This is a genomic window from Deltaproteobacteria bacterium, assembly GCA_016178705.1.
Classification (GTDB): domain Bacteria; phylum Desulfobacterota; class Binatia; order HRBIN30; family JACQVA1; genus JACOST01.
On sequence record JACOST010000024.1, the window covers coordinates 146,928 to 158,833 of the forward strand.

The 11,906-nt window shown below is 64.9% G+C and carries 10 protein-coding genes and 1 pseudogene; 5 read left to right on the forward strand and 6 right to left on the reverse strand.

All coding sequences use genetic code 11. The features are described 5' to 3' along the window. Positions 1–36 precede the first annotated feature (36 nt). The gene (locus HYR72_16415; GenBank protein MBI1816564.1) at positions 37–627 is read left to right on the forward strand and encodes a YbhB/YbcL family Raf kinase inhibitor-like protein; all 591 of its coding nucleotides are present in this window, start codon (positions 37–39) and stop codon (positions 625–627) included. On the opposite strand, the gene HYR72_16420 is transcribed toward HYR72_16415, so the two are convergent. Beyond that, a complete protein-coding gene (locus HYR72_16420) occupies positions 624–1,865 on the reverse strand; it encodes an MFS transporter (protein ID MBI1816565.1) in 1,242 nt (413 codons plus the stop codon). The genes HYR72_16415 and HYR72_16420 overlap by 4 nt on opposite strands. Positions 1,866–1,922: 57 nt before the next feature. Beyond that, positions 1,923–2,756, reverse strand: a complete 834-nt coding sequence (locus HYR72_16425) for an enoyl-CoA hydratase/isomerase family protein (GenBank protein ID MBI1816566.1) — start codon at positions 2,754–2,756, stop codon at positions 1,923–1,925. Between the two features lie 213 nt (positions 2,757–2,969). On the opposite strand from HYR72_16425, the gene HYR72_16430 reads away from it, so the two are divergent. Continuing rightward, positions 2,970–4,208, forward strand: a complete 1,239-nt coding sequence (locus tag HYR72_16430; protein ID MBI1816567.1) for a HAMP domain-containing histidine kinase — start codon at positions 2,970–2,972, stop codon at positions 4,206–4,208. 27 nt (positions 4,209–4,235) lie between these two features. After that, a complete protein-coding gene (locus tag HYR72_16435; protein ID MBI1816568.1) occupies positions 4,236–5,915 on the forward strand; it encodes an AMP-binding protein in 1,680 nt (559 codons plus the stop codon). A 21-nt stretch (positions 5,916–5,936) separates the two neighbouring features. On the opposite strand, the gene HYR72_16440 is transcribed toward HYR72_16435, so the two are convergent. From HYR72_16440 to HYR72_16450, 3 genes are all read right to left on the reverse strand, one after another. Next, positions 5,937–6,125: a hypothetical protein gene (locus HYR72_16440; protein ID MBI1816569.1), complete on the reverse strand. Its 189-nt coding sequence runs from the start codon at positions 6,123–6,125 to the stop codon at positions 5,937–5,939. 47 nt (positions 6,126–6,172) lie between these two features. Continuing rightward, positions 6,173–8,008, reverse strand: coding sequence for a glycosyltransferase family 39 protein (locus tag HYR72_16445; protein MBI1816570.1), 1,836 nt, complete (start codon positions 8,006–8,008; stop codon positions 6,173–6,175). A 79-nt stretch (positions 8,009–8,087) separates the two neighbouring features. Next, positions 8,088–9,044, reverse strand: coding sequence for a hypothetical protein (locus HYR72_16450; protein ID MBI1816571.1), 957 nt, complete (start codon positions 9,042–9,044; stop codon positions 8,088–8,090). A 165-nt stretch (positions 9,045–9,209) separates the two neighbouring features. Between HYR72_16450 and HYR72_16455 the strand changes: the two genes are divergently transcribed. Continuing rightward, positions 9,210–9,530, forward strand: coding sequence for a hypothetical protein (locus HYR72_16455; protein MBI1816572.1), 321 nt, complete (start codon positions 9,210–9,212; stop codon positions 9,528–9,530). A gap of 41 nt (positions 9,531–9,571) precedes the next feature. On the opposite strand, the pseudogene HYR72_16460 reads toward HYR72_16455, so the two are convergent. Next, positions 9,572–9,670: pseudogene (locus HYR72_16460) on the reverse strand (energy transducer TonB). A gap of 933 nt (positions 9,671–10,603) precedes the next feature. Here HYR72_16460 and HYR72_16465 point away from each other — a divergent pair. Further along, positions 10,604–11,509 (forward strand): hypothetical protein, encoded by a 906-nt coding sequence (locus tag HYR72_16465; protein ID MBI1816573.1) that lies wholly within the window; start codon positions 10,604–10,606, stop codon positions 11,507–11,509. Positions 11,510–11,906 lie beyond the last annotated feature (397 nt).

Here is an 11,906-nt window from a genome sequence, read left to right on the forward strand (position 1 = left end):
CTAGACGCCTTGGCGACGTTTCGCTACCCTCCGGCCATGCTGCGTCGAGTGATCGTGTGCGGCACTCGTGTCGTCGTCGCCACGCTCGTCACTCTCGCGCTGCCGGCATCGGCTCGCGGCGCCGCGGCGTTTTCTTTGAACAGCAGCGCGTTTCCGCGCAAGGGTACGCTCCCCCCAAAGTATACCTGTGACGGCTCGGATACCGCCAAGGATGGCGGCGCCGCCGACATGAACGCCGGAATCTCGCCGGCGCTGCAGTGGCAAGACCCGCCGGCCGGCACCAAGGCGTACGCGCTGGTCGTCGACGATCTCGATTGGCCGAGCGGATCGCGGGTGCATTGGTTGTTGTTCGACATCCCCGCCACGGCCACGGCGCTGCCTGAAGCCGTGCCCAAGAGCGAGACGCTCGCCGACGGGAGCCGCCACGGCCGCAACGACTTCCGCAATCCGTTCTATCAAGGACCATGTCCGCCGCGCGGCGATCCAGCGCACCAGTACCTGTTCACTCTCTACGCGCTCGATGCGCCGACGGGTTTGCCAGCGGGAGCCAGCAAGTCGCAACTGATGCAAGCGATTCAGAAGCACACGCTCGCAACCGCCGAGTTGACTGGTAAGTACGCGCGCTAGTCGGTCGCGGTCCCCGCCGCTAGCGCCGGTACCGCCTCGGCGCGTGCCCGCACCATGAACGCGCTGGCGGCGATCAGGCAGACGAGCGCGCCACTGGCGAGCGCCCACGGCGTTCCCCACTGCGCCGCGACCACCCCGAGCAGCAGATTGCCAAAGGTGGCCGTGCCTTGGTGCATCAGGGTGTAGACACTCATGACCCGCCCGCGATAGCGATCTTCCACTTGCAACTGAATCAACGAGTTCGTGGAATTGAAATAGAGGATGCCACCAACTCCCACCAGCGTCAGCATTCCCAACGCCGGCCAAAACGATCGCATCGCCGAGTAAAGCAACAGCATGATCGAGAACACCATCACTGTGATCGGCAGCAAACGCCGATAGGCGTCGCGGCCGACTCGGAACGCCGCCAACACCAACCCCCCGCTGCTCGCCCCCACGCCGGCCGCGGCAATCAACAAGCCGTACTGCCACGCGTTAGCGCCCAGCACCGTGCGCGCCATCGCCGGCAGGAAGTTGCGATACGGCACGCCCACCGAGCTGATCACGCCGACCAGTAGTAAGATGGGCCGGATCGCGTCGTGCCGCCACACGTAGCGCAATCCGTCCGCGATCGCCGTGAGACCTTCCGCGTGCGGACGAGCGGGCACCGCGAACGCCGGCCGGATCGTCGCCAGCGTCCAGATCACGGCGATGTAGCTGACCGCGTTGAGCAAGAAGCAATAGCCTTCGCCCACCGCGGCGACGATCAGCCCGCCGAGCGCAGGGCCAATGACGCGCGCGATATTGAAGGCCGAGGAATTGAGCGCAATCGCGTTGCCGACGCTCTCCGGTCCGACCAACTCGACCACGAACGCCTGGCGCGCCGGCACGTCGAACGCATTGATGGTTCCCAACACCGCTGCCAGCCCGATGACCTGCCACGGCTGGATGTGGCCGCCCAACGTGAGCAGCGCCAGCGTCAGCGCCTGCACCAGCGACAGCATCTGCGTGAACAGAATGAGTCGACGTCGATTGACCCGGTCGCTGGCCACGCCGCCGAGCAACACGAACACCAGCAACGGCGCCGAGGCGGCAGCACCGAGCAATCCCAACATGAACGGCGAGCCGGTGAGCTGAATCAGCAGCCAGCCCTGCGCGGCGGTCTGCATCCAGGTACCGATCAGTGAGATCCACTGACCAATCCAGAAGCGGCGATAGGCGCGTTGGCGCAGGACGCCGTAGCCATCGAGGCGGGGCATACGATCAATATCTGTTGGCGGTAACTCGCCGTGGTCTACTGCACGCAATGGCCGCGGTCACTTCGGCTTCGGCAGAAAGTCCGGCATGTCGCTGCTGGGTTTCATCTTCCACTGCGGCGCGCGCTTTTCCAGAAACGAGCGCACGCCCTCGAACGAGTCCGGCTGCGTGCCGCTCCACCAGAATGCCCGACCTTCGACGGCCTCGGCGCGTTGCATATCGGGCTCGGCGAGGTTGCTCCAGATCAGGCGCTTGGTGATCGCCACCGACACCGGCGCGGCGTTGCGCGCGATGTCCTCCGCGATAGTGCGCGCGGTCGGCAACAGCTCAGCGTCGGGCACCACCCGGCTGAGCAAGCCGAAATCGAGCGCCTCGCGTGCGGTGAGCGTCCGCCCCGACAGCAAGACTTCAGCGGCGCGACTGACGCCGATCAAGCGCGGCAATATCCAGGTGCTGAGCGCTTCCGGCACCACGCCGCGGCGGACAAACGCGAAGGCGATCTTGGCACTCTCCGCGGCGATCCGAATGTCCCACTGCATCGCCAGCGTGATCCCGACCCCGACGGCGGCGCCGTTGATCGCGCCGATGATCGGCTTCTTCACCGCCCACGGCCGGATCGCACGGCGGCCGCTCTCCACCTGCTGTTCGAAAGTCGTCCGGCTGTCGCGACCGAAGCTGCCGCCGCCGCCCGCGAGATCGGCGCCCGCGCAAAAGCCGCGGCCGGCACCGGTCACGATGATCACGCGCACACGATCGTCCGCGTCGTAGTCGCGAAACGCCTCGTGGAGCTCGCGCCCCATCACACTGGTGAACGCGTTGAGCCGCTCCGGGCGATTCAACGTGATGGTCGCAATCCCGTCCGACTCTTCACAGAGGATCTGCTCATATGCCATTTCGTCCGTCCTACATTCAGATTGGTGACCGCAACTACTTATCGCTGTTGCGCCGGGCGCGGCAAGTAACCCTCGACTGGCGTCGAGAACATGCAGCTTTCGCGCGGAACGGCATCGGGGCAACACCTGGTGCGCACGACACCCAATCGGGTCTGCTCCGCGGTACGTATGGCCCCTTGCTTGCTCAATCGCCGAAGGGAGAGGGCTGAAACCATGGGAGAAACCTTTGTCGACAAGCGCAACACTATCGTGATGCTGCGGTGGGTGCTGATCATCGCATCAGCCTACTTGCTCTTGTTTGGGCCGGAAGGTCCCATCATGGATGGCGGGCGGGCCCTGTTTGTCGCCGCCGTGTTGGCTTCCAATGTCGTGCTCAATCGACTGCCCGAACGATGGTTGCACTCGCGCACCTTTGATTTGGCGCTGGTGGTGTTCGACACAGGCTGGCTCACCGTCAGCCTCGCCTGGTCCCCGCACGCGTCGGATGACTTCTTCATGCTGTACTTCCTCGTGCTGTTCGTGGTGGCGTTGGGCGAATCGTTGCCGATGATTGTGGGCAGTGCCAGCTTGATCACGCTGGTCTACGGCTGGGGGCTGAACCGCAGCTTCGGGTCGCAGGCGCTGACTTCAGCGGCGTTCTTACGCATCTTGTTCCTGTTCGTCGTCGCACTGTTCTACGGCTACTTCGTCACCGCATTGCGCGGCCGCCGCCGCGAGGCGAACGAGGCGCGCCAGCTTGACCGCGCCAAGACCGACCTGTTGGCCTCGATCAGTCACGACCTGCGCGTGCCGCTCGGCAACGCGGAGAACTATGCGATGATCATGCTCGATGGCCACTGCGGCCTCGTGCCCGACAAGGCTCGCACGATGCTCGCGCGGTTGCAGGCCAATCTGCGCCGCGTGTCGACATTGGTGAGCAACTGCCTCGACGCGACGCGCATTGAGAGCGGACAACTGCACCTCCAGTGCAACCCGACGCAACTCAATGACGTGATCGAGGATGCCCTGCAGCTCGAAGCCAGCGCCGCGGCCACCAAGGGCATCGCCCTCGAGCGCGAGCTGGCGCCCAATCTTCCGGTCATCGCGGCAGACTTGATGCAGCTCGGTCGCGTCGTCGCCAATCTCGTCGGCAACGCGCTCAAGTACACCCCGGCCGGTGGCCGCGTCATCGTGCGCACGCGCATGACTGAAGACGGCGTATGTCTCGACGTGGAGGACACCGGTCCCGGAATCGCCGCCGCTGAACAGCCGACGGTGTTCGACCGCTTCGAACGGCTGCGCAGCGGCACGCATCAGCCCGGCACCGGTCTCGGACTGTTCATCGTGAAAAACCTGGTGCGCGCACACGGCGGTGCCGTCACGCTCAAGAGCGCGGAGGGAAAGGGCTCGACCTTCACGGTGACGCTACCCGTGGACGATCTGGCCGCGGCGCACGCGCGCCTGGCCGCATAGAATCTCACGAGCGAGTTGCCTTTCCCCGTGGGCGTCGCTACACGCTCGCGCGGGACGACACCTGTGACGCTCGGCGCACTCATCGACGATCTCGCCCGTACCCACGGTGACCGCGTGGCGTTGATTGCGGCGCAGCGACGACTCACCTTCGCGCAACTCGCCACCGAGTCCGACGCCGCCGCCGGCGCCCTCGCGCACCTCGGTGTGTCCGCCGGAACGCGGGTCGGCGTGTTGATGCCGAATCGCCCCGAGTTTCTCACCACCGCCATCGGTGCGTGGAAACTCGGCGCCATCGTCGTCCCGATCAACACCCTCTTCCGCCTGCCCGAACTCGAGTATGCCCTGCATCACGCGGACGTCACGATATTGATCGCGGCCGCGCAGTTCTTACGCCACGACTATGCGGCGATGCTCAGCGAACTCTGCCCGGAGCTGACGCATGCGGGCGACCGGTCGCTGCACAGCTGGCGCGTCCCCTGCTTGCGTCGGGTGATCCTTTGCGGCGAGCCGCGGCCCGCTGGCGCGCTCGACTTCGACGCGTGGATCGCGTCGGCTGGTGAACCCGATCGCGACTGGCTCGCCGCCGCCGGCCGGCAGGTCACGGAAGGCGATGACGCGGCGATCTTCTTCACCTCCGGCAGCACCGCCGCACCCAAGGGCGTGGTGCACAGTCATGCCACCATGGTGCAGGCCGCACGCAACGTCGCCGATCGGCTCGGCACCACCGCCGACGATCGCACGTGGGCGTACCTACCATTCTTTTTCAACGGCGGCATGGTCGGAGTCGCCCTCGCGACGCTGGCGCAGGGCGCGACGTTGCTGTTGCAGGAAGTGTTCGAGCCCGGCGAAACCTTGCGTCTGATGCGCGATGAAGAATGCACGCTGCTATTTGCCTGGCCGCATCAAGCCCAGGCATTGATCGCACACCCGGACTTCGATCGAAACGCGCTGCGGATTCGCAAAGGACCCGGCGCCAACACGCCGTGGGCGGCGCAGTTGTTTCAGCCCGATCACCAGGCCGTCGGTACGTGGGGCATGACCGAGACCGGCCCAATGGCGTGCTCCTCGCGTTTCGATGATCCGCTGGCGCTGCGCGCCGGGGCGCATGGACGCGCCATGCCGGGGCTCGATGTGCGCATCGTCGATCCCGTCGTCGAGCCTGTCATCGATCCCGATCTCGGCGCACCGCTGCCAACCGACGCGGAAGGCGAGATCGTCGTGCGCGGCAGTAGTGTGCGCGGCAGTAGTGTGATGGACCGTTACTACAAGATACGTCCGGTCGATTGCTTCGACGCGCAGGGATTTTTCCACACCGGCGATCTCGGTCGACTCGACGCCAGCGGACATTTGCATTTCATCGGCCGCATCAAGGACGTGATCAAGACGGCCGGCGTCAATGTCGCCGCGGCCGAGGTCGAGGCGGTGCTCACCGCGCACCCGGACGTGCGGCTGGCGTGCGTCACCGCCGTGCCCCACCCGGCGCGCGGCGAGAATGTCGCCGCCTTCGTCGTGGTGCGCAGCACGGCGCTCGGCGCCGAAGCATTGCTCGACTTTTGTCGGGCACGCCTCGCCACATACAAAGTGCCGCGGCATCTCTTCTTCTGCAGCGAAGCCGATCTACCGGTGCTGGGAAGTGGCAAGATCGATCGCCAGCGGCTGCGTGCGCTGGCCGCGAAGCGTGCCCTGGCGGAGAGCAGTCCGGAGTGAGCGCGACTCACGCCGGCTTGGTCACTTTAGCGGGCGCTGTCCGGTGTACTTGTCGCGGCCCTGGTCGCGCAGTTGAGCGATGCGCTCTTCCGCATCACGAGTGGCCGCGGACTTGCGGTTGAGTAGGAAGTACAAACCGACCACGACGACCGCGGCCACGCCGATCGCTTTTCCCGGATTCGCCTGGGCGAGTTGCAGCAGCTTGTTCATGGCCACGCAGCATACGACCGACCTGGCGAGCGCTCAAGCGGTTTTTTTCATCGTCTCGACTTGACCGTCGGACGCGTGCGCGCCCCGCGCGAGTAGATCTCCAGATCGTAGGTGCCACCGCTGACATCCTCGTTCAGCAAATAATTCTGCTCGATCCAACGTTTCACCAGGGGATTGTAGGTGGTGAAATTTTCCAACCCGAATTCATGGAAGCTGCGATTGCTGACGATGATGAATTGCGGACCGTCGGCATACAGGTGCGCGGCGAATGCCTCCTCCTCCGCGCGGCCGAGCAACATGCCGGGAATCACCGTCGAGTTGTAGATGCGAGAGCGGCGTCCGGAGAGAAAATTGAGAAACCCTTCCTCGGGGAGCGCCAACAGCTCGGCGTCGGACGGCTGGGCGGCGAGGAACGCGAGCGTCCGCTCGAAGGCGCGGCCATGATCGGCATCCGTGTAGATCTCGCCGTAGGGCGTGCGCAGCGGGTAGTCCCGCCATTCGTACAAGCCGAGGATCTCACCTCTAATGGCGTAGCCGTGCAGAGCGATGACCAGCGCCACCGCCCATGCAATCAGGAGCGGCGGCGCCACCGCGCCAACCCACACAGCGAATCGCGGGAGCAGCCGGCGCGCAATCGCGGCACTGAGCAGCGCGGCGATCACGATCACTGTCGGCGCCGAGTACTCGCGCGAGTATTCGTGCAGGACAAACCCCCAACGCGCCAGCATGCCCAGCGTGAACGTGCCGACCAACAGCGTCACGGGCGCCCGCGTCGACGCCGGGGTGCGACGCAGTCGCTGCAGCGCCCATAGCACGCACGCCAACGCACCGAGCGGACCCCACCGCAGTCCCGTCAGGCCGATGCGCGCGAGAGGCGCCAGTAGCGCCGGCCACCCGAAGGCGATCATGCCGCTCAGCACCACTGTGATCGCGACCGCCGTCGACACCGCCATCACACGCGTCGGCGCGATCATCACGCCCCCAATCGCCGCCAACGCCGCGCTCGTCGTCACGACGAACCACGCGCCATCGCCGACGATCTCCGCCACCTGCGCCACGCTCGGGAATCCGACGTGGTAGAAGCGCTGGTTCCAATACTCGACGCGCGCCGCCGGGAAGATATTGTCGAACCAGGCGATGCCGAGTGCGCCCTCGCTGACCAGCCAACCGGCACAGAGCGCGACCACCAACGCGGCGCCCGCACTGAACCAGACGCCGTCGCGCGCCAGCTCACGCCAATCAAGACGCTCGCGTTCGAGCGCGCGGCCCACGCAGAAGCTGGCACCTGCGGCCGCCGCGGCGAGACCCAATTCCAGCTTGCACACCAGCGCCAGTCCGCAGCACAGCCCAGCACCGGCTAGTGGCATCATCGCTCGACGCTCCCACGCGCGCAGCAAGAGCAGCATCGCCAGCAATCCGAAGATCAGACCATACAACCCGGAGTAGCTCGGCGGGAGAATGTAATCGAACAAGTATGACCGGAAGCCACAGACGAAGAGCAACAGCCCGGCCGTCGCCGCGGCCACAGGCGCCGCGAGGGCGCGACGACACAGGCGATAGGTAAGCAGCGTCACCAGCGCACTACTCACCATGCCGCTGGCATAGAGCACATCGAGATGCACACCGAACAGCCGCATCAGTAGAGCATTGAGATACGGCGCGAACGGCGGGTACTGCGACGCGACGTCGCGATACAACACGTCGCCGGTCACCAGCCGCATCGCTAGATACGCCTCGCGCCCACAGTCGGACACGATATCGCCCCAGCGGTGCCAAGTCCGGTGCAACAGAATAACGAACAGCGTCGCCAGCGCGATCAGCGCGAGAAGATCAGCGCGCCACGCAGAACGCGGCGAATCAGCAGAAGCGGTCGAGCCAGTCACCGTGCGCTCATAGCGCACGCGCCGCAGAGGGCGCAAAGGGCGGTCCGGCGGATGTAGAAACTCGCGGCTACGTTCTCGCTTACTTCGCCGTGAAGGTACTGGTCACGACCTCGTCACCGACCAGGTCAACGTCCACTGATGCGAATGCGCTGACGCTGGCCGCGCCCATGGTGATGCCATTGGCAAGTTGGGCGCAGTTGTACGGGGTTCCGGTGACCGACGCCTTGCAGTGATCCCCAGGGTCGTTGCCACACAGATGGTCCGCGTCGATCGCGTCATCCGAGATGGCTGTACCATCGCTGGTGAGCCCACCGGCGTGCAGGACCGCCGCAGTCGTGGTGCCAGTAGTCGTGGTCAAGGTCTGCACTATGCCCTGCGCTTCGATCGGATCGTCGTCATTGCAGGGAATACCGTCTGGTCCCTTGGCCGGGACGCACGTTCCGCCACCGGTGCACGCCAAAGCATTGAGGGTGCACCGTGCGCCGGGGTTCGAACCGCCGACGCAGACCTCCGTCCTTTTCTCAGTGGCGCAGGTGCCACTGTCGGCGATGTACGCGGTAGCGGTGCTCGTAACGAGCAACGCCGATCCCATCTCGCCATACCCGTCAAAGTTGACCACCGGTCGGCTATTGCACAGCCCCGCATGCGGATGCGCTTGGCTACCATCTTCGATCACTCCATTTTGATCTGCGCAATTCTGCGCAGTGAACCCGTTCACACCGACCCAGCCGAGGACATGGTCAAGCTCGAGGTGGACGTTAACATTGTCGAGACCGTCGGCACCGCAGCCAACGATCCCGTGGCCGGAGTTGCCGGGTCCAAACGCTGGAACCTCCTTGGCGCGGATGCACGCACACACCAGACCCGTCACGCGAATTGGCTCGATTTTCACGTCAACGACCCGCACGGCAATCGGGATAGTGCCATCGGCGTTCGGCTTGCCCAGTATGTTCGCTTGACTGCCTTTCAGTGCCAACGGCAATGCAAACGAGGGGGTTTGCAGCGTCGAGCGCGACTTGGCGGGATCGAACGTCACCGTAGTCGGCGTCCCTTCGACGGTACAATTCGCCGCGCAGCCGTCCCCCCCTGTTGCCTGGCATGAACCGGCCAAACCACCGCAATCCGCGTCGCCGGTACAGAGCGCGCCGACGTTGCCTCCCGGGTGCAGGTTCCGCCGTCGTCACACTCCTCAGGCGCCTCTATGACACCATTGCCGCAGATCGGGCCACCTTCTGTCGGGGTTGCCGGCGTACCCGGCGTCGCACTTGGGCGCCGTGTCTTCGTTGGCGTTACACTCGGCGTTGGCGTCCGCGTGACACTCGGTGTCTTCGTCACGGTGGCCGTGCGCGTGACGGTCGGGGTGCGCGTGGGCGTGCTGGTCGGAGTACGAGGCGGCGCGCAGACGCACCCACTCGCACAGATGTCCGATGCGGCTTCGGCGGCGCAGCCCGCATCCCAGATCGTTCCGCAACAAAAGCTGTCGCCGATGGTTTCGCAGACGCACGCCTGGCAGGACGACTGATCGCACCCGGGGCCGCGACCGGATTCGCAGCAAGCTCCGGGTGTCGGCGTCACAGTGGGCGTCGAGGTCGGTGTCGGGGTCGGGATATGCGTGGCCGTAGAGGTCGGGGTGTCGGTCGGCGTCTCTGTCGGCGTGGGCGTGACGGTGGAGGTCTCAGTGCCCGTTGGCGTCGCCGTTGGGGTCTGCGTGGCTGTGGGGGTCGCGGTACGCGTCGGCGTCTCCGTTGGGTCACACCCGTTCAACGCGTTGTTTAGCGATACAATCAGTTCGTCGACGGTCACCTGTCCATCTTCATTCAGATCACCGGGGCACTGCTGCCCCGACGCGACCCGAACCCACAGGAGTATCCCCGTGCACGCCAATCCGACCCAAACCAACGACGCAAGCGGACGAGTAGTGACAGCAGCAAGATCCCGAAGACACACCAACCATTCCCGCATCGGACACCTCTGAGTGTGAGATGCGCGCACTAGTCGCAGACTCGGCGGGCCGAGACAAGAGAACGAAGGACGAAGGGTCTTAAGGCAGACCCTCCATCCGATTGGAGGCGCGGTGTTAGGCTGGAGCCGTAGCCGTATCGACCTTGCCCCTCGTGCTGCGATAGCTGGTCCGTTGCGGTCGCGTCCGTGGGTGTTGTAGCGACTGCATATGGCGCGTATGAACTGGACCAATCGATCGGGCGCCCAGCCCGCTCGACAGAACCCCGGGTGGCGGGTGGTTTGACAATCTCAAGCATTCAGAACTTCCATAGACAGCCTGGGTTGTGAAACCGATGCGACTCCTTGTCGGACTCACTCTGACTCTCGTGGTTACGGTCGCCCTCGCCATCCTTGGCGCGCAGATGATTCTTCCTCGCTGCGTCGCAGATGCAGGGAGATCACCCGAGGAGTGGCAACGAGAATTCGATCGCGATGCTCAGCGGGAAATGGCCTCAATCGCGCTGTCCGGCCGTCGGTTCGCCAGTGCTACGAAGCTCTCGGTCGATCGTATCTCGTAGCGGTATGCCACACCCCACAAGTCTCTCGGCGCGTGACCGTCTACCTCTCTCAGATCTGATACTTCTTCCAAATGGAGTGGTAGTTGCCCTGGTGCCCGGCGATGCCGGCGGCATTGCGATCACACCGGACGGGCGGAAGGTGTATGTGGCCAACCACTACTACGGAAAGATCTCCGTGATCGATGCCGCGACCAACGCGGTGATCAAAGACTACGGCACCAGCACCCGACCGGGCGGGATCACGCTCACTCCCGACGCGGCGTTTGCGTACGTCGCCAACCTTGAGCCGACCAATATCCAAATCCTCGACACCACCCTGGATGAGATCGTTGACTACATCGACGCGAGTCGGCGGACCGGCGTCATCGTCACCGAGCTGTGCGCCACCGCATTCACGCCAGACGGAAGTCGTGCGTATGTAACCGACCACTTCGGCGGAGGCGTGTTGCTCGTAGACGCCAACCAGCGCAAAGCGCTCTCGAAGATCTCGCTCATTGATGCCGCGCACATCTATGCGGCGGACACCTGCGGCATCGCCATGGCCCCGGACGGTCGGCTCGCTTACGTTACGAACCATACCAACAGTGCGGTTGCCGTGATCGACACGCAGACGAACGCAGTGGTTCAGCAGATCACCGTCGACGCAGCGCCTTACAACATTGCGATCGCCTGCCCCGGCGGTTGCCCGAGCGCGACGCCAACAACGACGTTCACGGTCACGCCAACCCCAACGGCCACGCCGACCGCGACGCCGACGGCTACACCCGGCCGGTGCTACGGCGACTGCGATCACGATGGCGTGGTGACGGTCGACGAGCTGATCATCGGCGTCAGAATCGCGCTACTCGGAACGCCGGTCGCGCCGTGCGCCTCGCTCGACAGCGATCACGACGGCACGATCACCGTCGACGAGCTGGTGCGCGCGGTCAACGCGGCGCTGGCAAGCTGTCGCGGCGAACCTGCCGCGGCGCGGCGCTTGTAGTTCGCCCCTCGATACGGCCGCTGACAATTCTCACCACAGACGCAGAGCCGCAGAGAGGTCGATAGAGGAGAGCTTTGGGGCACTCGACAATGGCTTTGCACAAAGCCCTGGGTCCGTCATACCGGCGAAAGCCGGTATCCAGGCTGGGCCTGGGGCGCGATTCTGGATTCCGGCTTTCGCCGGAATGACGAGTGGAGAGCCGCTCCATGCTCACGCAATCCGCTCGAAACCAGAATCCGTCATCTTCGTCCCGCGTTCTCAGCGTCTGCCATGGTTCGGTTTGTCAAGGGGCGGGATGAAAGCCACACCTCTTCTCTGCGGGGGCGGCGGGGTGGTGGTCCGCGCGCAGCCGCACCGGGCCACTGGCGTTGATGGTTGTCTCCCGGTGAACCTCCCA

Excerpts from the sequence above, each read along its gene's own strand:
- HYR72_16415 (MBI1816564.1), top strand. The coding sequence starts at position 37 with ATGCTGCGTCGAGTGATCGTGTGCGGCACTCGTGTCGTCGTCGCCACG.
- HYR72_16425 (MBI1816566.1), bottom strand. The coding sequence starts at position 2,756 with ATGGCATATGAGCAGATCCTCTGTGAAGAGTCGGACGGGATTGCGACC.
- HYR72_16420 (MBI1816565.1), bottom strand. The coding sequence starts at position 1,865 with ATGCCCCGCCTCGATGGCTACGGCGTCCTGCGCCAACGCGCCTATCGC.
- HYR72_16440 (MBI1816569.1), bottom strand. The coding sequence starts at position 6,125 with ATGAACAAGCTGCTGCAACTCGCCCAGGCGAATCCGGGAAAAGCGATC.
- HYR72_16455 (MBI1816572.1), top strand. The coding sequence starts at position 9,210 with ATGACACCATTGCCGCAGATCGGGCCACCTTCTGTCGGGGTTGCCGGC.
- HYR72_16430 (MBI1816567.1), top strand. The coding sequence starts at position 2,970 with ATGGGAGAAACCTTTGTCGACAAGCGCAACACTATCGTGATGCTGCGG.